This window comes from Streptococcus oralis (assembly GCF_026782285.1).
In the GTDB taxonomy this organism is placed as follows: domain Bacteria; phylum Bacillota; class Bacilli; order Lactobacillales; family Streptococcaceae; genus Streptococcus; species Streptococcus oralis_CG.
Genome location: NZ_JAKUWG010000007.1, coordinates 177931 through 195847, shown reverse-complemented (window position 1 = coordinate 195847; position 17917 = coordinate 177931). Strand labels below are relative to the sequence as shown.

20 protein-coding genes and 1 other annotated feature are annotated in these 17917 nt (G+C 37.2%); all 20 genes read right to left on the bottom strand.

The annotated features are described in order from the left end of the window. Positions 1 to 28 precede the first annotated feature (28 nt). The 20 genes from MK403_RS06075 to MK403_RS05980 all read right to left on the bottom strand — a co-directional run bounded on the left by MK403_RS06075 (position 29) and on the right by MK403_RS05980 (position 17889). Positions 29 to 2842 carry a phage tail tip lysozyme gene (locus tag MK403_RS06075; protein WP_268709281.1) on the bottom strand — a complete coding sequence of 938 codons (2814 nt, stop codon included), beginning with the start codon at positions 2840 to 2842 and terminating at the stop codon, positions 29 to 31. Beyond that, entirely contained in the window at positions 2839 to 5211 is a 2373-nt protein-coding gene (locus tag MK403_RS06070; RefSeq protein WP_268709280.1) for a VirB4-like conjugal transfer ATPase, CD1110 family, read from the bottom strand. Before MK403_RS06070 ends, MK403_RS06075 begins: the two co-directional genes overlap by 4 nt. Beyond that, on the bottom strand, positions 5162 to 5521 hold the full coding sequence (locus tag MK403_RS06065; protein WP_081571467.1) for a PrgI family protein: 360 nt from the start codon (positions 5519 to 5521) through the stop codon (positions 5162 to 5164). The genes MK403_RS06070 and MK403_RS06065 overlap by 50 nt, the downstream gene beginning before the upstream one ends. Before the next feature lie 53 nt (positions 5522 to 5574). Continuing rightward, positions 5575 to 6429 (bottom strand): conjugal transfer protein TrbL, encoded by an 855-nt coding sequence (locus MK403_RS06060; protein WP_268709279.1) that lies wholly within the window; start codon positions 6427 to 6429, stop codon positions 5575 to 5577. 16 nt (positions 6430 to 6445) lie between these two features. Then, on the bottom strand, positions 6446 to 6688 hold the full coding sequence (locus tag MK403_RS06055) for a hypothetical protein (RefSeq protein WP_000627865.1): 243 nt from the start codon (positions 6686 to 6688) through the stop codon (positions 6446 to 6448). A 20-nt stretch (positions 6689 to 6708) separates the two neighbouring features. Beyond that, positions 6709 to 8586: a VirD4-like conjugal transfer protein, CD1115 family gene (locus tag MK403_RS06050; RefSeq protein ID WP_268709549.1), complete on the bottom strand. Its 1878-nt coding sequence runs from the start codon at positions 8584 to 8586 to the stop codon at positions 6709 to 6711. Next, positions 8586 to 9074 carry a hypothetical protein gene (locus tag MK403_RS06045; protein WP_268709278.1) on the bottom strand — a complete coding sequence of 163 codons (489 nt, stop codon included), beginning with the start codon at positions 9072 to 9074 and terminating at the stop codon, positions 8586 to 8588. Before MK403_RS06045 ends, MK403_RS06050 begins: the two co-directional genes overlap by 1 nt. Further along, positions 9064 to 9363 carry a hypothetical protein gene (locus tag MK403_RS06040; protein WP_268709277.1) on the bottom strand — a complete coding sequence of 100 codons (300 nt, stop codon included), beginning with the start codon at positions 9361 to 9363 and terminating at the stop codon, positions 9064 to 9066. The genes MK403_RS06045 and MK403_RS06040 overlap by 11 nt, the downstream gene beginning before the upstream one ends. Before the next feature lie 282 nt (positions 9364 to 9645). Further along, positions 9646 to 10482 carry a nucleotidyl transferase AbiEii/AbiGii toxin family protein gene (locus tag MK403_RS06035; protein ID WP_129299934.1) on the bottom strand — a complete coding sequence of 279 codons (837 nt, stop codon included), beginning with the start codon at positions 10480 to 10482 and terminating at the stop codon, positions 9646 to 9648. Beyond that, positions 10482 to 11072, bottom strand: a complete 591-nt coding sequence (locus MK403_RS06030; protein WP_268709276.1) for a type IV toxin-antitoxin system AbiEi family antitoxin domain-containing protein — start codon at positions 11070 to 11072, stop codon at positions 10482 to 10484. The genes MK403_RS06035 and MK403_RS06030 overlap by 1 nt, the downstream gene beginning before the upstream one ends. Positions 11073 to 11201: 129 nt before the next feature. Further along, the gene (locus MK403_RS06025; protein WP_268709275.1) at positions 11202 to 11789 is read right to left on the bottom strand and encodes a CPBP family intramembrane glutamic endopeptidase; all 588 of its coding nucleotides are present in this window, start codon (positions 11787 to 11789) and stop codon (positions 11202 to 11204) included. A 2-nt stretch (positions 11790 to 11791) separates the two neighbouring features. Further along, entirely contained in the window at positions 11792 to 12025 is a 234-nt protein-coding gene (locus MK403_RS06020; protein WP_050305945.1) for a hypothetical protein, read from the bottom strand. A gap of 12 nt (positions 12026 to 12037) precedes the next feature. Continuing rightward, on the bottom strand, positions 12038 to 12418 hold the full coding sequence (locus tag MK403_RS06015) for a thioredoxin domain-containing protein (RefSeq protein WP_000566538.1): 381 nt from the start codon (positions 12416 to 12418) through the stop codon (positions 12038 to 12040). Then, entirely contained in the window at positions 12411 to 12860 is a 450-nt protein-coding gene (locus MK403_RS06010; RefSeq protein ID WP_268709274.1) for a hypothetical protein, read from the bottom strand. Before MK403_RS06010 ends, MK403_RS06015 begins: the two co-directional genes overlap by 8 nt. Continuing rightward, the gene (dcm, locus tag MK403_RS06005) at positions 12844 to 14202 is read right to left on the bottom strand and encodes a DNA (cytosine-5-)-methyltransferase (RefSeq protein ID WP_268709273.1); all 1359 of its coding nucleotides are present in this window, start codon (positions 14200 to 14202) and stop codon (positions 12844 to 12846) included. Before dcm ends, MK403_RS06010 begins: the two co-directional genes overlap by 17 nt. A gap of 98 nt (positions 14203 to 14300) precedes the next feature. Next, complete coding sequence (locus MK403_RS06000; RefSeq protein ID WP_268709272.1) at positions 14301 to 15080, bottom strand: replication initiator protein A; 780 nt, start codon at positions 15078 to 15080, stop codon at positions 14301 to 14303. After that, the gene (locus tag MK403_RS05995) at positions 15077 to 15250 is read right to left on the bottom strand and encodes a hypothetical protein (RefSeq protein WP_000159605.1); all 174 of its coding nucleotides are present in this window, start codon (positions 15248 to 15250) and stop codon (positions 15077 to 15079) included. Before MK403_RS05995 ends, MK403_RS06000 begins: the two co-directional genes overlap by 4 nt. 201 nt (positions 15251 to 15451) lie before the next feature. Next, a complete protein-coding gene (gene rplL, locus MK403_RS05990) occupies positions 15452 to 15817 on the bottom strand; it encodes a 50S ribosomal protein L7/L12 (RefSeq protein ID WP_001196968.1) in 366 nt (121 codons plus the stop codon). A 75-nt stretch (positions 15818 to 15892) separates the two neighbouring features. Continuing rightward, positions 15893 to 16393, bottom strand: coding sequence for a 50S ribosomal protein L10 (gene rplJ / locus MK403_RS05985; RefSeq protein ID WP_001287274.1), 501 nt, complete (start codon positions 16391 to 16393; stop codon positions 15893 to 15895). Between the two features lie 38 nt (positions 16394 to 16431). Next, positions 16432 to 16567: a sequence feature (ribosomal protein L10 leader region), on the bottom strand. Positions 16568 to 16629: 62 nt separating this feature from the next. Then, entirely contained in the window at positions 16630 to 17889 is a 1260-nt protein-coding gene (locus tag MK403_RS05980) for a TRZ/ATZ family protein (RefSeq protein WP_268709271.1), read from the bottom strand. Positions 17890 to 17917 lie beyond the last annotated feature (28 nt).

The window sequence follows — 17917 nt, the reverse complement described above, 5'->3', positions numbered from 1 at the left end:
TGTCACCTAAACTGATGACATGATTCTTTTATTTCACCGTATAGGCAAAACTAATGGCGCTATCTGCTTGCGAGATTTTTCTAAAGGTATAGTTAGGATTGCCACCATAGTTGGTTTCAGACACAAGGAAAGAACCATCATCATAGACCTTCTCTACAAAAGCTACATGACCGTAAATGGCTGGTGTGCCATGTGTACCTCCCACAAAAGAAACAATAGCACCTGCTCTTGGTGTGGAACCCGTTTCACCTCCAAGACTAGAAGCTGTCGCAACCCAGTCTTGACCATTTCCCATGGTATTAATGATTGAAATCTTCTCTCCATTACTTCCTTTTAATTTTAAGCCTAATTGATTCATACGAGCCGCAACACCCCATGTACATTGCCCATAGGCATAGGCCATACCATCTCCTCCACCAGGAACAGAATTCTCATACAAGTCTCCACGGACACCTTCAAGGGATTGCGGGTCACTCTTTGCATGCCCTCCATTTGTTTGGCTAAAGCCTTTTTCAATTTGGTAATACCATTCCGTTGCTCTGGTTTGTCTTTCCAGTAGTTTGTCACCAGAATTTCCCTCCCAATAGGTAAGGAAGAGTTGGGCTAGATTGGCTGCACTACTCGTATTTCCAAAGAAATCCTTTAACCAACTTTGATAGTAAGGACTATCCCCGTGAAGCATAAAATCAAGTTGGAGGTCTAAATCATACCACTTCTTATTTTTGATATGTGCATAATTCAATAAAGCTGTATGACGTGTTGAACCATCTGCGGTATCCGTCCATTGACCTAACCCCAAACCTCTATGAAGGATATTAGGATAAGCACCACTATAAATGGCTGGCCCTCCTATCGCTAACCAGGTTTCATCATCCCATGAGGAATCGGTAGCGCCAACAGGAGGAGATAAATAATCTCCCTCAGCTCGTTTAGGATTGATAGAAGACTCTACCGACCAATTTCCTAAAATAGCCGCAATGGCTTGGGGACTTGCCCCTTGAGATTTCAAAAACTCATAAATATGTTTTGCTCGTTCAAACTCATCTCCACCAAACTGACCAATGGCAGGTAAGATAGTGGTCTGAAGTTGAATGACTTTTGGAAAATAAAATTGCGGATTGACGTACACCAATTTTTCTTTCTTGTTTTTATACTTCTGATAGGAAACTTTCAAACCTGTATCGTCTGGTGTCTCACCAATAGCATCCCCAGTTAATACTCTCGTCCCCTCAATCGCACGGCCATTATGAATAGAATACAAGGTTAAACGACTTGTATTCTCTCCTTTTCCATTAGTGAGAATAACATTATCACCATCTAGAGATACAACTCCGTCCATTGGCGCGATAATCGTTTGGTGAGCCTTTGCTTCTAGTAGAATATACTCCTGAAGAGTAGGTTTCCCGTCTAAATCATAGTATCCGTAACGATAAGTCATGGTTAGACTATCTTCGTTGCTTTTCCCCTCAAATGGATTGTCCAATTCCTGCATGGAAGCATACACCCCCTCTTCTTTTACTTCCTTTATTTCCTCTTGATCGTCTTTCGATAGTTTATACTTAGGAGTTTCATAGAGATCTTGCATGGATTTCAAATCATCCCCATCGTTTAAATCATGCCACAAAGTAGACAGATAATCCTTGTAAGTTTCTGAACTAAATAAGTGAACTGGTTTGTGTAACTCATAGTCATGGAATTTAAAGTTCATATACCCCATCACATCATCAACTTTTGTGTAATAGGTAATTCCTTTGTCATTTGTGCGAGTATGTTCTGCATCTTCCCAAGTTAGGTGGGTATAAGCTTTTGTTAATTCAAATTCATCTTGTTGAATCAAACTAGCAGATGAAAATCCTAAAAAGAAGCTCATCATAAGTAAAAGAAGAAAGACTATTCCTCCAACTATCCAGGTCACAGGATTTCCAGCCGCAAATGTAAAGAAGGAAAAGGCTGCTTTTAGTTTTTGATAGATATTTCGGATACTTGAAAGACCTTGTTTCTTTAATTTTCGATACCGATTTTTAAAGGAACTTGGGTTATCTTTCGCTAGTTTCCATCCTTTTCCATCCTTAAAATGATGGTATCGCTCTTTTGTGTTGTTCAGTCTTTTCTTGGTAAAACGACCTGTTGCTTGTCCTGTTTTGACACTAGCTTTTCCAAGATTATAAGAAAGCCGACTGTAGCGTTTCCCTTTTCTAATGGTCTCTTGAAGTGTGCGATAGCCTTCTAAATCTTCATTTTCTGAAGCTAACTCTCCTCCTTCACGTCCAAGGACATAAAGAAAAGTTTTGGCTTTCCTACTGACTTTTTTGGACTTATAGGCTTGTTTAGTAGATTTTAGATTCTCTTTTGCGGCCTTGACTTCTTTCTTAGCTTTTAATTCTTCTAAACTCTTCCCTTGAAAGAAAAAATTAGATTTTTGTTTCGATTCCTGATCGTAGAGAAATTTTTGATTGGTTTTTCTTTCTTTACGACTCTCTTTTCTTTCTTCTTTTGCTTCTACCTTGGCTTCTCTAAATTGCTTCTTGGCTATTTTCAATCGTTTCCTAGCATGAGGCAATCGCCTGTCTCTTAATTCTTTGCGATTCAAAAGAGATGGAGGAATATTTTGAAGGATGTGATTGTAGTCTTCATTTGCTTGTTTTACTCTAGCCTTTGAAGCTTCTCTCATCCCCTCTAGCTTTTGCTTTATCTCTTTTTTCCATGCTTTTTCATCCAGTACAGAGGAATCTTTTTTCTGTTTTCTCACCTCCTTCTTTCCTTTTTTCAAGAATTTCTTCTCATCTTTTAGACTTCTTCTAAATGCCTTTCGGGCACGTATGATTTCTCTCTTATCCTTCATTTTACTTCCCCTTTGTTAGAAGCCATTCTATCAGGATCCGTACTCATAATATCAAACAATTGAGTACCTTGAGGAATCTTATTTTTAAAGGGAACGACAACTGAACCAGCTTTTATTAGTCCAGCCCCTTTTTCTGGATTGACTAGGTATTTTTCAAGTTCTTTTGACAAGCCTAATAGTTGAACCAGTTCTTCTCGGTCATTTTTTGCTTGCTTGAGGAGAATCATAAATTCACTATTTGCAATAATCCGTCTACCATTTGGATCTAACAATAAGGTTTCAACATTTTGAGTTATTCCAGTAGGACTAGCTCCATATTTTCTGACACGACTCCACAATTTAAAGAAGAAATCACTGGCATATTTATCTAATAAGAGAAGCTGCATTTCATCAAAATAAATCCAGGTCTTCTTCCCTAATTTTTGGTTCCGAACAACACGATTCCATATCTGATCAAAAACAACCATAAGGGCGATTTGTTTCAGCTCATCTCCTAACTTCTTAACGTTATAAATCAAGAAATTAGATCCTGTCTGAATATTGGTCTTATGAGAAAAAATATCAAGAGAACCTTCGACATACAGTTCCATATCAAGTGCCAAATTCTGCGCTTCTTCTTCTGGCTGTTGACTCAAGACAAAGACCCATTCTTCCAAAGAAGGCTCTTTAAATGACTGATAGGTGAGTCTGGTAACTCGGTCGATAATCGATTTTTCTCTTCCATCCATTTTCCTATCCAATAACTTGCCGATAAAGGATAAAAGAAATTCTGATTTTACCTTTACAGGATCTTCATCCATATTTTCCTCAGACAAGTCAAGGACATTGAGATAGGTTTGGGAATCAGGCGCAATATCAATCATTTCTCCCCCAAAAGCTCGTCCAATGACACTGTATTCTGCTTCTGGATCCACGATGATAATTTCCGTATTTTCACCAGATTCCTTGATTTTGGTCGTGATAATCTCATGCTTGGTTGCCATCCCTTTCCCAGCTCCAGATGTTCCTAAAATCAGACCAGACGGTGTATTTAATAGGCTTCGATCAATGGTAATAATATTGCTTGATATTTGATTGATACCGTAATATTTCCCACTGCGGTCTTGTAAGTCTACTGAAGTCCATGGAGAGTTCACTGCTACATTAGATGTTAATAAACTCCGTGATACTCCCTCTAAAAAATCACAACCAAATGGCAGCAAACTATTAAAGGCTGCTTCTTGCATATATGGAAGTTTATCAATCATTAGGTCATTTGAGCCGGCCACTTGTTGAATAGTGTCTAGTGCTTGTTTAAGTTCTTCTTCATCCTGACCAAAAACACCAATCAAGAAGACTGTTTGAAATAGTTTATCTCCTGTCTCGGTCATGGTTTTTAAGAGTTCCTCAGCTTCATCGATATTGCTTTCTAATACATGACCTACTTTTTCCAAATAGATACCTGTGCGAGCAAGTTTTTGTTGTTCCCCAATCTTTTGGGATTCCATTAAGGTCTTCTTCGTTCGTAGTTTCTTCATGGCATCCGCCTTAGTCGAACTTTGAGCATGAAGGCTTACAATCAATTCCAAATCTCCTTGCATGAGATCTCTGATAAACTGATCTCCTAATTCCATGCCGTAGTCTCTCACATAGACAATCTGCAATAAGCGGTCATTGATTTGTAGGTAATTCTTGTTTTTAAAATCCAAGAGATTAGGTGCTATGAAGTGACGAGTTGTCTGACCAGATCTCGTTAAATCACGGTAAGAAAAAGGAAGATGGTGTTCTCCTCTAAGCATATCCGCCAACAAGTTGACACGCTCTTCGCCAGTCAAGGATTCAAAGCGAGCATCAATTTCTGAAAAACCACTCTTGAAATATTCGCCTATTTGAGACAAGGAACGAAAGGCTTGTTTGGGATTAGAATCCTTTCTACCAAAGCTAATCAGTTTCACAGCTGAAAAATTATTTTCACCACTGTCTAAATTCTGATTCATCATCCGATTCAATTCTTTACGATAGCTATCATACCCATCTTCCTTTTCCTCATACAGAACACTTTGTCTAAACTTTTCTAAATTCAATCTTTTATTAAAGATGGTCAATTGGAAGTTGGTTTGGTCGTCTAAAGAGTTAATCAAATCAGAATACTTCTCAATGATTGCGCCCTTATCTTCTAAACCAACAGTCTGATAATTGACATCACCAAGTAAGTAGCTTTGTGAGAAATAATCTTCTTTTACCTGCATCAGACCATTTTGATACAGGGCTTGATAGGAAATAGTATTAGCCGTAGAGGGTAACACTTCCTCTTTTTTCCCTTTAACTTCTTCTTTTTTATTAGTCATTGAAGTTTTTTGTTTCTTTAATGTATTTGATTTTCTTTTCATGTTCAGGTCCTTTCTTTCCTGTAATTGTGCGTAGGGGAACCGTTAGTTCAAAATGAAGACGGTATTTCAAATAATGTTCAAAATATAAATCATTGGGTTTATAGACTCCAAATAGCATGAGGGGGATGGTAAAGGCAAACACAAAACCGTAAACAAACCAATCTCCAAATTGCCAGTAAAAGAGATTCAAACCCAAAACAATAATTGTGACAATAAAGGCTGGTAGGACAAAGATGATTTGCCTTGTAGTGAAGCCTAACCAAGCCCTGTGTTGGTATTTTGAGATGTCTTTAAAGACACGTGTATTCATGACTTTCCTTTCTAAAAAGGCTAAGAAGCAATCACTTCCTAGCCTTTATCTAATTACATACCTAAAATTGAACGAGCCGTACGTTGAGAACCAACGAGGGCAATAATCAGTAAGATAGCTTGTATCAAACTACCAAACATAATCGCAAGTGATTGCAGGACTCCTGCACCATTTGAAACAGCTATTTTCCCAGCAGATTCAAATAAAGGAACAAGAGAAACAATCAGAAAAATAAGAACCCCTTGTACCGCATAGACCATAATATTTTTTAAATAGCCAATACCAATAGACTTCCATTCATCACTTAAAAATGTTGGAATCGTAAGAGGGGCAAATGGGATCATAAGGTAGAGTTGAATAAATCGAATAGATACCAAAAGATTAACCATGGCTGCACTTACTATCCGAACAAGCCAAATGAGGAGGGCGAAAAAGCCCACAATCATCCGGCCAATAAATCCTGACCCTTTTAATCCAGAGATGGTATCATACTTTGCCCCACCGTGAGCCACAATCGAGGCCACTTGCTCAATGGCATGACTCGCAATCCCAATGATGGCTTCTACAATGACGGTAGTGTTGGTAATTACAACTGCGACCATGATATAACTAATCAACATCGGCGCTAATGCTTCAAAGGTCATCGCTCCTCCTGAGTTAGCAATTTTCTTTGCCATCTTCGAAAATTCTAAGATGAGAACAACTGATAAAATCGCAACTCCAAGAGGCTGCATGACACTTTTAGTAATACTAGACATATAAGTCCAAACGGTTGGATTATAGCTAGATAGAGATTTAATCAGATCTACTGTAGATTGTAAATCCACATTAAATCCTTCAATTAAATTTTCAGCTGATATTTTTTCAGATGCAAGGTAAACAAAGGGTGAGACTAAACTAAGATTCATGTCATTGTTTATCCTCCTAAATTGAAATCTGGGTTACAAAGGCTCCAGCAGCCCCTACCATAACACCACCGACAATTTCAAGAATGGCATTCCGAACTCCTGGTCCACCATCTTTAATGTTGGTTGCAAGATTGACAATCCCAACAACAACGAGAAAGGCACCAACCGCAATCAATCCCTTCTGTAACAAAGACATAGCTTGTGCAAACATAGCACTTGCGTCTACTCCATAAACAAAACCTTTAAAATGCGTAATCATCTATTTCCTCTTTTCTATTTTTATTTTAAACTAGATTCAAAAGTTAAATCACGAATTCTAAGGCCTTCAAGATGATTTTCTTGTCTTTGATTCAAAGGATTGATCTGATAGTTCCACCACCGTTCATCGGTTTCTTGATTGGCTAGGTACTTCCAGTTTGGATGCTTAGTGGAATTGTATTTTTTGCTTTTAAAGACAGGCATATTGGCAATTCGAACCAAGCATTCATGTCGTTTCATATTTCCGACTTCATCAGGTGTCATTAAATCACGAGCAATCTTTTGATGAGAAAGGGATCCTGAACCTGTTTGGCCAAAGGAACGACTAGTATTTCGAACATCAATGGTTTGTTTACCGAGTAACCCACTCATAAATTTAAAGGTATCTTCATCATTACCACCTAAGTAGACTAAGCTATCACAGTTCCCCAAAATGGTTTTCCAAGCTTCTTTTTCTTTATAAAGCCCTTGAAGTTGGGCAATATTTTGTAGAATAGGAACGAGACTCATATTTCGAGAACGAACTGTTGAGGTTTGTTCAGCAAAATCTGGAATTTCTCCGATATTTGCGAACTCATCTAAATAGACTCTCACATGAAGAGGCAATTGACCCTTAAAATCAATATCTGCTTGTCTTGTTAGAGTTTGAAATACGGTTGAAAAAAAGAGGGCTGAAAGAAAGCGAAAGGTACTATCGTTATCTGGGATAACTAAGTAAACCATTGATTTTTCCTGGCCCCATGTCTTCATATCAAGGGTATCTCTTTTGGTCAAATCCATGACACTTTGAATATTGAAGAGAGCAAATTTAGCAGTGGTTACAGCTATGACAGAATCCAGAGTCTTATCCTTATAATTTTGGAAATCTGCCCAATTTCGCATGGTAAAATTTTCAGTTCCATACTTTTTAGCATAATTTTCAAATAGAATTTCTAAGACACTTTTTTCTTGGTTTTCACCCTTGGATAGGTGTTTAATGAGTTTTGAGATTTCAGCAAAACTTGGATAACGCCCTCGTTTTTTTCGCTCTTCCACTTCTTTTTTTTGACATTTCAACAAGTTTTGGTATTCCTTTTGACTTAAACGACTTTCTTCTATGAGCTGTTCTCTTGTTTTAGGTGGGTTATAGAAATCGACCAAGTAAGAGGCTAAAGCTCGTACCAAAGTCATAGAAGCTTCATCCCAAAATGGATCACTACGGGAGCCAGAGCCTTTGGTGTTATTGAAATAAACCGTCAGCATGCGATTCAAATCATTTTCTGTCTCTATATAGCGAAAAGGATTGAAGCCATCTGAGTTATTCATATTGACTAAATCTAGCACCTTTACTTGGTAGCCATGTTCTAAAAAGAGTTTGCCTGTTTTCTCGGCCAAGTGATCTTTAGGATCCACCACAATATTAGAACTATTCATCTGAATTAGATTGGGTTTCACAAAGCGAAAAGTCTTCCCGCTTCCTGAACCTCCTATCACCGCAATATTCTTATTTCTATCATATTGGGGTGGTTTTTTATCTAATAATGTCAGACGAACATCTTGTGCTAAGATCGTATCATGAGAAAATTCTTTACCGTAAAAGAGCTTCTTTTCTTTTAGAGTTCCAAAACGGGCGCTCCCGTATTCTACCCCTTCTCGGTATTGTTTTTTACCAGTCTCTAGATAGAGATAAACTAGTAACATCATCACAAAACCTAGTAGAAAAAAAGCACTTGATTTTCCAGTAAAAGAAACATTCCATGGCGACTGAAGAACTTCATCTTGACCTTCCATCAGGAGATGAGTCCATTTATCTAAGCTATTTCCAGTATAGGAATCATACAAAAGCGTCAAACGATGAAAAAGATAGCCTAGTAAGATACCTAACAGTGAGAATAGTAGGAATTTCTTTCCACTGTACATCATCTCACCATCTCTTTCTGTTTGACGGCTCCTTCTTGTCTAAAGGTAATTTGGGATTTAGCCTCATCAATTGCATCGTCTAATGACTTATCCATGGTAAAATCAGCTAATTTCTCCGGATCATTAACCATTTTTTCTAACAGATGGTCTAAATGATTGTCTAGAATCGAACGGTCTTTCGTGTAGAAATGTAGAGAATCCCCTTGCCAAGCGATGGCTAAAGGAATCTCTTCTTTTTCTAAAAAAGCTTTAAACTTCTCTATATCAATTGGTTTGTCTAAAAAATCTTTTTTCAGATTAATCGTATCAATCGAATAAGGAGATTGTAGCAATTCTTCTAATTTCTGCACCCCTATCTTATAGGCGGAATCCTGTTCTAAAGCCTGACGTCTAGACCATTCTAGAATCTTTAAAAGACTTCTTACAGTAAATAAAAGACTACGCTCAGCATATTGAACTGCCATTCGTTCCTGTTGTTCAGAGGACATCTGATGCCTCCTTCTTCACAAATAGCAGTTTTCCTTCTTTATAACGATAAGCTATCAATTTCTGATGTTGCTTAATCGACTTGACAACCTGCAGTAGATTTCTCGAATAAGGTTCTCGAAGAGTGACTTCTACTGCCTTCCCATCAAAGATACCAACTCGTTTAAATTCAATGTAGTCTTTTTTGAGATGTCCTAAGCCCATACCAAAGGGAAAGTGATGAATCAATTGGATGGTACAACCACCCTTATTTCCCATTTGTTTCAAATCATACAAGTTTACTACCTTCATGATTAACTCCTTTATCTAGTTTGTCGCATCGTTTAAGTCTGGTAACGATAAACTCCGTGTCTGTTAGAAAATTCTCACACACGTCTTGTGCCAGTTGCCCTTCACAGGGAAATACTCTCAGTCCCTACTTACACAGGCACGCTAATCAAGACGGAGTGGATTCAATTTTCAAAGAACAGGTAACTTTATTATAGATAAGAGTAGTTGAAATTTTTATCACATTTTTGGAGTTATTGGAATAAAAAAAGCAACTCACTGCTTTACTAATGAGTTACTTTTGTACTAAAATATTTGTTGCATAATTTCCCTAATAACCTGAACAGAGTTATCAAATGAGATATCTTTAGCATACTTAAATTGGCGTTGATAACGAATCCATAGCTCTTTCTGATAATCAGAAATTTCAATTCCTCTCACTTGTTCTTCCCAATTATAAATAGTATCTTTACTTTTACGTTTTTCTGCCGTATTCTCAAGTGCATTTTTTAATACTTCTAGATTAATCTCTTCTTTTCTAAGTTTATACAAGGTGAAAAGATCATATCGATCACGTGGGCGTGTCGAAGCTAATCCCCTACTAATGATCGTTTCTAACTTTTCAGCAAGTACAGTCTCTAGATTATATGTCCATATCTTGATGCTTTCATTAGTAAAGATAGAAGTCATTGAATAAGTAATTTCTCTTGGTGTTATCTTATCACCAGTAGTAATATCAATAAAAACAACCTCTTTTAATGTATCAAAAGTTGCATTTAATTTTAATGAAAATCCTCCATATTCATCATCTTGGCGAATAGGTTCTAGCTTATCTACTGAAAATGAAAATCCATCAGTTTTAGAACAAAGAATCTCTTCAAAGATATGAATCAAATTTTCTTTGCTCATTTCGGTTCCCTTCAGAGTGACATCTAAATCCATTGTGGTTCGCTTATCTAGTCCAATCATTTGACCTATTAGATACCCTCCTTTTACAATGAAGGAATCTCTATAAGAACTAGTAGAAATCAGCTTTAATACTTGCTCAATTAAATAATGTTGTTGTACTTGTTGGGCTGGAATTCCCTTATCTTTTGAAATGTTTTTGATTTTTGCTTTAAAGCTATTCGCATTTGAAAACATTAAGATAGTACCTCCGTATAAGATTGTAACTTATCAGTTACTTTAAATAGCTGGGCATAATAAAATAATTTGTGTAAATGAATTTTATTTTGTTGAAAATATTTTTTAAACGCTGGTGCAATAATTTGAAGATCCACCTGATGAACTGGTCTTAGACACTCAACCAAAACTCGTTCAACTTCATAAACTTTAATAAATTGGCCAGGAAGACGCTCTATTTCAATAATTCCTTCACTATAGTGAGAGCGTAAAATAATAGGACGTATATCTGCTTCCTTAATGTTTTTGGTATTCGTACCATAAGGAAAACTCATCGTCATGTTAAAAGGGATAGTCAAAGATAAACCATGTAACCAAAGTGCTGTCTCCAAAGAAAAGATTCCCTTTGGAAATCGATACTGAAGAACAAACCACTCATCTAAATAAATATCAGGTAAGCGATATAAGCCTTTTTCTGCAGCATCGATTTTTCCTTCTGTAACCATTTTTAATAAGGTTTTGTAGTGTAAATTTTTATCTATCACTTGTTTAAAAGTTAAAAAACCATACTGATTGAAAGAGTTCATCAGTTTCTCTCTTTTATCAACCATATCATTCTCCTTTCTTAGAAATAAAATGCTAACAACTACTATATATGTTAGCATTTTATTTCTTTAAAATCAATTCATTTAGTTTTTTTATTTCAAAATTAATCCATACGTAAGACAGACCAGCTATTATTAAAGAAAAAATAAGACATAGACTGATAGGTTCCACACTAAATGTAGACCCATATTGCCCCATAAGTCAGATTTATAGCGTACAAGCCCTAAAAACATCCCAAGTGAAACATACAAACACCAACCTAGAATGGTTCCTGGATGATGTGCTAAGGCAAATAAAACACTTGTCAAAGCAACTCGAATATCTAATTTTTTAGCCAAGTTCCATAAAATTTCTCGATACAAAAATTCTTCAACCATACTCGCATTGATTAAGAACAATAAAAATGAAAACCAAGGAACCTGATGTTGAAGGCCAATTAAGTTTGCTTGATTCGTGCTTCCTTGAGCATGAATCAGACTAAAACATAGATTTATAATCAGTAGGCTAACGAATCCAATACCAAGCCATTTCATCCTAGTTTTCATATTGACCTTGACCACTTGTTTTCGTTGACCATACATCCATAAAAAAGAAATGAGCGACGCACAATAGAGAATCTGTAGTATGGTTAACTCACTAATACAAAGCAATTTCAGTAAGTATAGGGATACCAATAAAACATTTACTTGTTGGAATATATACACTGGAATTATTCTTTTCATAGTTACCTCCGAAATAAATCTTCATAATCTAAATCTAATACCCGCACAATCCTTTCTACCCATGGACTTTGAGGCATTCGTTGTTCCATCTTGTAGTGGCGTATCTTTTGATACAAACGATTCAATTCACTTGGATAGTGAAACTCTCCCGCAAACATTTTTCTGGTTAACTCAATCCAGCTGATATTTCTTTCAGCCAAAATAATGGACAAGTTCTCCCAAAATCGTTCAGCCATATTGCTTCTCCTTTAGTTAGATAAATAATGTGTTTGTGCCATGTAAATCAATTGTTTCGTATCTCTTGGCAATAGAGCTCTAGCCTCTTCCAAATTCAGATTTGGATAAACTCTCTTATTTGAAACTGCAAGAGGAAGTCTGATGCTTAGTTCAGGATTTTTTAATATCATTTCGATGAAATCCGTTAATCTTAGATTGTCACGATTCTTAAATCGTAATAAATTGGGAGATAAAAACTCAAAACAATCTGAAGAATAGCTCATCATTTCAATTAATTTGTCCTTTGTCATTTCAGAAATAGAATGAGGAGTGACCTCTATGCTATACTTTTGAAAGAAATCCAAAAGAAGTTGATTTCTTTGGCTATTTTTACTTAGATAGAGATCAATCATGAGAGACCTCCCAAAGATTCGGTTCCATTTGATATTCTGAGACAATCAAGGAATCTAATAAATTTGCGAAGTTAATCGGTTTCTTGTCTTCATCATAAGCTTTTACAGTTACTTGGGTTGTAAGTATTCCCTCTTTTCCCTCGGCTCGATAACCTTGTCCATATAAAATAAAAACGAGATTCTGATGATCATCTACAAAGGCATCAACTCCATGTTTTATGTCTTGACTTTCAAGGAATTCCATAACGTTTTGAAGATAGGACTCGTAAAATAGTGGGTAGTTGTGTTTTTTATGGTAATCATCTAAAAATGTTACTTCAAACTCACATGGATAATTGGGTATCAAAAATAATTGTTCATCCAGCTGTTTGATTTCTGCATCATGTAATTCTGTTTCTAATTCATCACAATCTAGTATTGATTCTTTATTTAATGCTTTCATCTTTTTCCTCTATTTCTTTTAATTTCTTTGCGATTGCGGCAATCACAGGAACGGTTACACTATTACCAGCTTGTTTATAGAGCTGACTATTACTAGAGACTTTTCTAGCGGCTTCAAAAGCCCAATCAGGAAAGCCCTGCAAGCGAAAACACTCTTTAGGAGTGATTCGTCGTATCCTCAAACGGTAAAATTGTCCATCTTTTAATACACCGGCTACATGATAAACTTGTTTATCTTCTCCTTCATAACTAGCAACTACTACTCCCATTTGTCCACTAGTTGTTAACGTATTAGCTATACCCTTTCCAACTCTACCACGACGATACTGAGAACTTGGTCTTTCCAAATTGATTGAATCTCCTATTTCTGCTTGAGCGTATCCTTTTTTCGTTGCTTCCCGTACTTTTAGAAATTTGATTGGTTCTGGAATTAGTATTTTGGGAATTTTATCTCCACCTTGCATTGTAGTCAGTGTTGGAGATAACCCCTCACTTCCATAAACTCGACCAGTTTCCTTAAAGCTAGTTGGTAAATCTCCAACAACGACAATACCATGGCGATCTTGAGTATTTAAAGTAAACATCGCCTCTTGATTATCCTTAAATCGTCTCCCATTTTGTCTCTTTTCTAATCTGTCTGGTGTCATACAAGGAATCGCAATCTTAAATCCTTCTCCTTTTCCACGAACTAAGGTTGGCGCAAGACCTTCTGAATAATAGACTTTACCGCTCATTCCACTTTTTGATGGATTCAAATTCCCTAATGTTTTTAAAATCTCAGAGTTAGTTGCTTGACCTTCTCGTCTGAAAGGAAATAAGAGTCTGGTACTTTTCTTTCTAGAATGTCCGATAATAAACACCCTCTCTCTGTTTTGGGGAACGCCGAAATCCTTACTGTTAAGCACCTGCCACTCAACATCAAACCCCAACTCATCAAGTGTGGTAAGGATTGTGGTGAACGTCCGTCCCTTATCGTGATTGAGTAGGCCTTTAACATTTTCAAGAAAAAGAAAACGTGGTTGGATTTGTTTGGCCGCCCGAGCAATTTCAAAGAACAAAGTTCCTCTAGTATCTTCAAATCCCAATCGTCTTCCTGCGATTGAAAATGCTTGACAAGGGAATCCCCCACAGATGATATCGACTTTCCCTCTAAGTTTTTTAAATTCGTCATCTGAAACATCTCGTATGTCATGAAATTCAATTTCTCCTTCCGTTTGAAAAATGGACTTATAAGATTCTCTAGCAAATTTATCAATCTCACAAAATCCAATACACTCGTGTCCAACACTTTCCATTCCTAGTCGAAATCCACCTATACCTGAAAATAAATCAATAAATCTCATTTCTTGATCACCCCTTTCTGATCGACAATCAACGTCCAAAGAGTTATACCACTTGAAATTAAAATGAGCATAACTAATATCCACTCGATTGGCGACATTTAACCACCTCCTTTTCTAACACGGTTATTCCAAACAGAATACAAGCCGTTAAACACAAATTCAGCAAGCACTTCCGCACGTCTAACAAAGCGAACATTGTCAAGAGCACACTGATAGATTCTCTCAAAATCAGTCATAGCAATTTCACTGGCTGTTTCAGAAAAACCTTCTCGTCTAAATTGATCTTGTACCAATCCCCAAATATAATCTCGATCATATTTTGTGACCTTTTCTACTTTTCTTTTCAAGATAGGATGAGTATTCCTATCCTCCTCATCCTCAGTAAATAAAGAATCAGTCTCACTATATTTAGTCTCACTAACTTCAGTCTCACTAGGGGCTGAATATGAGACGGGGGCCGTTTCATTTTCAACCTGCCCTAGTCTTTTATTAACACTAGGCCTGTTTGAATTACCTACTGGGGTAGAAGATAATTCTCCTAAATAAATCTTATTAGCTAGTCTTCCTTTCTCACTTGAAGACTGTTGAACTTCATCAATTAAGTCATATTCTTTAAGAGTTTTTTTGATGGACAGTAATTTTGACTTCGAACAACCTAACAGCCTCATCAGTTTAGAATTAGAAAATACTAAATAAACCGCGCCTTCTTCATCTATCCAACCACGATTGAGAGATAATTCTAAACGATCTTTTAAAATAGAATAAGCCACCTTTACTTCTAGTTTCATATCCATATATTTCTCATCTTCAAAAAGAATTTTAGGTAATTTATAATACCGTTCTGAAGTTTGGTATTGATTTGCGGTAATTCGTTTCATAGCGCTCCTCCAAGTTCTTTGAGTATTAAATCTCCATTTGATTCCAATCGAACCAAGCCACTTTTTTCTAATTCAGCCATAAGAGAGATGGCTTCAACAATGTCAATTCCCATTTCACGTACTAAAAATGAAATGACAATATAGCGTGATGATTGTAATTCTTTTGTCATTTTCCCTCCATAAAATAAAAAAAGGAGAACAATATTCAACTGTTCTCCAAAATAATTTTATTAAAAAGAAAAACCCTGCCAAATTAATTTTTGGTAGGGTTTTTGGCAGGAAACTAAATTAATTTATCAGTTTCTAAAATGTGTTCACGATTCTAAAAGGCTGATACTATAGTATTCCGAATTCTAATTGGTATATGCCTCTTATTTAAGAGTAACTGAAGCTCCAGCTTCTTCCAATTTAGCTTTGATTTCTTCAGCTTCTGCTGCTGCAACGCCTTCTTTGATGACACCTGGTGCACCATCAACAAGTTCTTTAGCTTCTTTAAGTCCAAGACCTGTGATTTCACGTACAACTTTGATAACGCCGACTTTCTTGTCGCCTGCAGCTGTCAATTCAACGTCAAATGAATCTTTAGCAGCTTCTTCAGCGCCACCAGCAGCAGCTACAGCTACAGGAGCAGCCGCAGTTACACCAAATTCTTCTTCGATAGCTTTTACAAGGTCGTTCAATTCAAGGATTGAAGCTTCTTTAATTTCAGCGATAATGTTTTCAATGTTCAATGCCATTGTTATTTCCTCCAAATAAGTTTTAAATTTTATAATAGTTTTTTTCGTAGCTAGGCTACGCTGCGTAGCTTAAGATTAAGCTGCGTCTTCTTTGTTGTCTGCAACCGCTTTGACTGCAAGAGCAACGTTGCGCACTGGCGCTTGAAGTACAGAAAGGAGCATAGAAAGAAGTCCTTCGCGGTTTGGAAGAGTTGCAAGAGCAACGATTTCTTCTTTAGATGCGACAGCGCCTTCGATTGCACCACCTTTGATTTCAAGTGCTTCAGCGTTTTTAGCAAAGTCGTTCAAGATTTTCGCTGGTGCGATAACATCTTCGTTAGAAAATGCTACTGCAGATGGTCCAACAAATACTGATGCAAGATCTTCAAGACCAGCTTTTTCAGCTGCACGACGCAAGATTGAGTTTTTAATGACTTTATACTCAACTTCGCTTCCACGAAGCTCACGACGAAGAACTGTATCTTGCTCAACTGTCAAACCACGAGCGTCTACAACGACGATAGATGCAGCAGCTTTCATTTTTTCAGCTACTACGTCAACTAGTTCCGCTTTTTTAGCAATAATTGCTTCACTCATTAGTGTGTTCACCTCCGTAATTATTTTGCTTGGGGAATTTTTCCAAAAGAAAAACGCGCCCAAACCTAGACACGAAAGTACAATACGCTTCTTTTTACATGATACGTTTTGTCCTCGGTAGGATATTTATGAGTCGAGCTCCCCTACTGTCTTAGGCAGTTTTTTTAAACCGTATATAAGTATAGCATAGACCAAAAAAGAATGCAAGATTTTTGCAAACTTTTTTTGAAATTTTTTTAAATCTCTACCGTCAAAACTTTGCCTTGCTTAACAACCTGCTGTCCTGCAATATAGACATCGTCAACATCACTGGATTTGACTGCATAAACAAGGTGAGAGAGCATATTTTCCTCTGGTTGAAGATGGATTTTTCCTTTAGGTTGAACAACGAGAAAATCTGCTTGCTTGCCAACTTCCAGACTTCCTATCTGATCTTCCATTCCAAGAACCTTAGCACCTTCAATGGTCAAAGCCTTAAGGGCTATCTCGATAGGGAATTGACTGGCATCTTCACTCTTCATCTTCTGAAGGAGGGCTGCAGTCCGTCCTTCCTCAAACATATCTAGGTTGTTATTAGAAGCAACCGAGTCTGTCGCAATTCCCACTGCTACTCCTGCTTTTTGCAGTTGGATGATGGGAGCAATCCCTGAGGCCAGTTTGAGGTTACTAATAGGATTGTGAGCGATGGCCACTTGAGAGATTGCCAAACGTTCAATTTCTCGCTCGTTTAGTTCGACCCCATGAGCAAAAATAGACGGATGATCTAAGTAACCCAGTTCTTCTAGAAAGGCGATGGGACGTTTGCCATAGCATTTCAGGATAATTCCTGATTCCTCCTTGGTCTCCGCCACATGGATATGGATAGGAATGTCCAGCTCTTTTGCCATATCTAAGCTCGCTTCCAGCAAGTCTCTACTACAGCTATATGGAGAGTGAGGGGCTACCATGACCATGAAATTTGGATTTTTATATTCTAAGATTTCCTCTATGATGGCACGTGTTCTACTTATAGTCTCAGCAGTTGTTTCTGTCTCTGAAGAAAAGAGGGTCGGTGAGAAATAACAACGCATCTTAGAATCTGTTACTGTCTGATAAATTTGCTGGATATCCACACCATTGGGATTATACATATCGTTGAAGGTTGTTGTTCCTGACTGGAGCATTTCTGTCAGAGCTTCTTTGACTGCCTTGGTAGTCATATCGGGAGTAAATCCTGCTTCTGCTGGCCAGATATAGTCATTGAGCCATTCGTGGAGATTGCTGTCATCTCGGATTCCTCGCAAGCCTGTCATAGCAGAATGGGTGTGGCAATTGACCAAACCAGGCATGATCCAGGCTCCCTGATAGTCTATAATCTGCTCAGCTTGCTCCAAAATCTCTGGCTCCTCTTGGCCGACATAGACGATTTGAGAGTCCTTAACGGCTAAGACACCATCCAAATAAACATGGAAATCTTGGTCACAAGTCACGATATTTACATGCTGATAGACTTTCATTGTTTTCTCCTTCTAAGACCCTGATTTT

What these genes read in the sequence shown, in the direction of transcription:
- MK403_RS06075 (WP_268709281.1), bottom strand. Translation starts at nt 2,842, where the DNA reads ATGAAGGATAAGAGAGAAATCATACGTGCCCGAAAGGCATTTAGAAGA.
- MK403_RS06070 (WP_268709280.1), bottom strand. Translation starts at nt 5,211, where the DNA reads ATGAAAAGAAAATCAAATACATTAAAGAAACAAAAAACTTCAATGACT.
- MK403_RS06065 (WP_081571467.1), bottom strand. Translation starts at nt 5,521, where the DNA reads ATGAATACACGTGTCTTTAAAGACATCTCAAAATACCAACACAGGGCT.
- MK403_RS06060 (WP_268709279.1), bottom strand. Translation starts at nt 6,429, where the DNA reads ATGAATCTTAGTTTAGTCTCACCCTTTGTTTACCTTGCATCTGAAAAA.
- MK403_RS06055 (WP_000627865.1), bottom strand. Translation starts at nt 6,688, where the DNA reads ATGATTACGCATTTTAAAGGTTTTGTTTATGGAGTAGACGCAAGTGCT.
- MK403_RS06050 (WP_268709549.1), bottom strand. Translation starts at nt 8,586, where the DNA reads ATGTACAGTGGAAAGAAATTCCTACTATTCTCACTGTTAGGTATCTTA.
- MK403_RS06045 (WP_268709278.1), bottom strand. Translation starts at nt 9,074, where the DNA reads ATGTCCTCTGAACAACAGGAACGAATGGCAGTTCAATATGCTGAGCGT.
- MK403_RS06040 (WP_268709277.1), bottom strand. Translation starts at nt 9,363, where the DNA reads ATGAAGGTAGTAAACTTGTATGATTTGAAACAAATGGGAAATAAGGGT.
- MK403_RS06035 (WP_129299934.1), bottom strand. Translation starts at nt 10,482, where the DNA reads ATGTTTTCAAATGCGAATAGCTTTAAAGCAAAAATCAAAAACATTTCA.
- MK403_RS06030 (WP_268709276.1), bottom strand. Translation starts at nt 11,072, where the DNA reads ATGGTTGATAAAAGAGAGAAACTGATGAACTCTTTCAATCAGTATGGT.
- MK403_RS06025 (WP_268709275.1), bottom strand. Translation starts at nt 11,789, where the DNA reads ATGAAAAGAATAATTCCAGTGTATATATTCCAACAAGTAAATGTTTTA.
- MK403_RS06020 (WP_050305945.1), bottom strand. Translation starts at nt 12,025, where the DNA reads ATGGCTGAACGATTTTGGGAGAACTTGTCCATTATTTTGGCTGAAAGA.
- MK403_RS06015 (WP_000566538.1), bottom strand. Translation starts at nt 12,418, where the DNA reads ATGATTGATCTCTATCTAAGTAAAAATAGCCAAAGAAATCAACTTCTT.
- MK403_RS06010 (WP_268709274.1), bottom strand. Translation starts at nt 12,860, where the DNA reads ATGAAAGCATTAAATAAAGAATCAATACTAGATTGTGATGAATTAGAA.
- dcm (WP_268709273.1), bottom strand. Translation starts at nt 14,202, where the DNA reads ATGAGATTTATTGATTTATTTTCAGGTATAGGTGGATTTCGACTAGGA.
- MK403_RS06000 (WP_268709272.1), bottom strand. Translation starts at nt 15,080, where the DNA reads ATGAAACGAATTACCGCAAATCAATACCAAACTTCAGAACGGTATTAT.
- MK403_RS05995 (WP_000159605.1), bottom strand. Translation starts at nt 15,250, where the DNA reads ATGACAAAAGAATTACAATCATCACGCTATATTGTCATTTCATTTTTA.
- rplL (WP_001196968.1), bottom strand. Translation starts at nt 15,817, where the DNA reads ATGGCATTGAACATTGAAAACATTATCGCTGAAATTAAAGAAGCTTCA.
- rplJ (WP_001287274.1), bottom strand. Translation starts at nt 16,393, where the DNA reads ATGAGTGAAGCAATTATTGCTAAAAAAGCGGAACTAGTTGACGTAGTA.
- MK403_RS05980 (WP_268709271.1), bottom strand. Translation starts at nt 17,889, where the DNA reads ATGAAAGTCTATCAGCATGTAAATATCGTGACTTGTGACCAAGATTTC.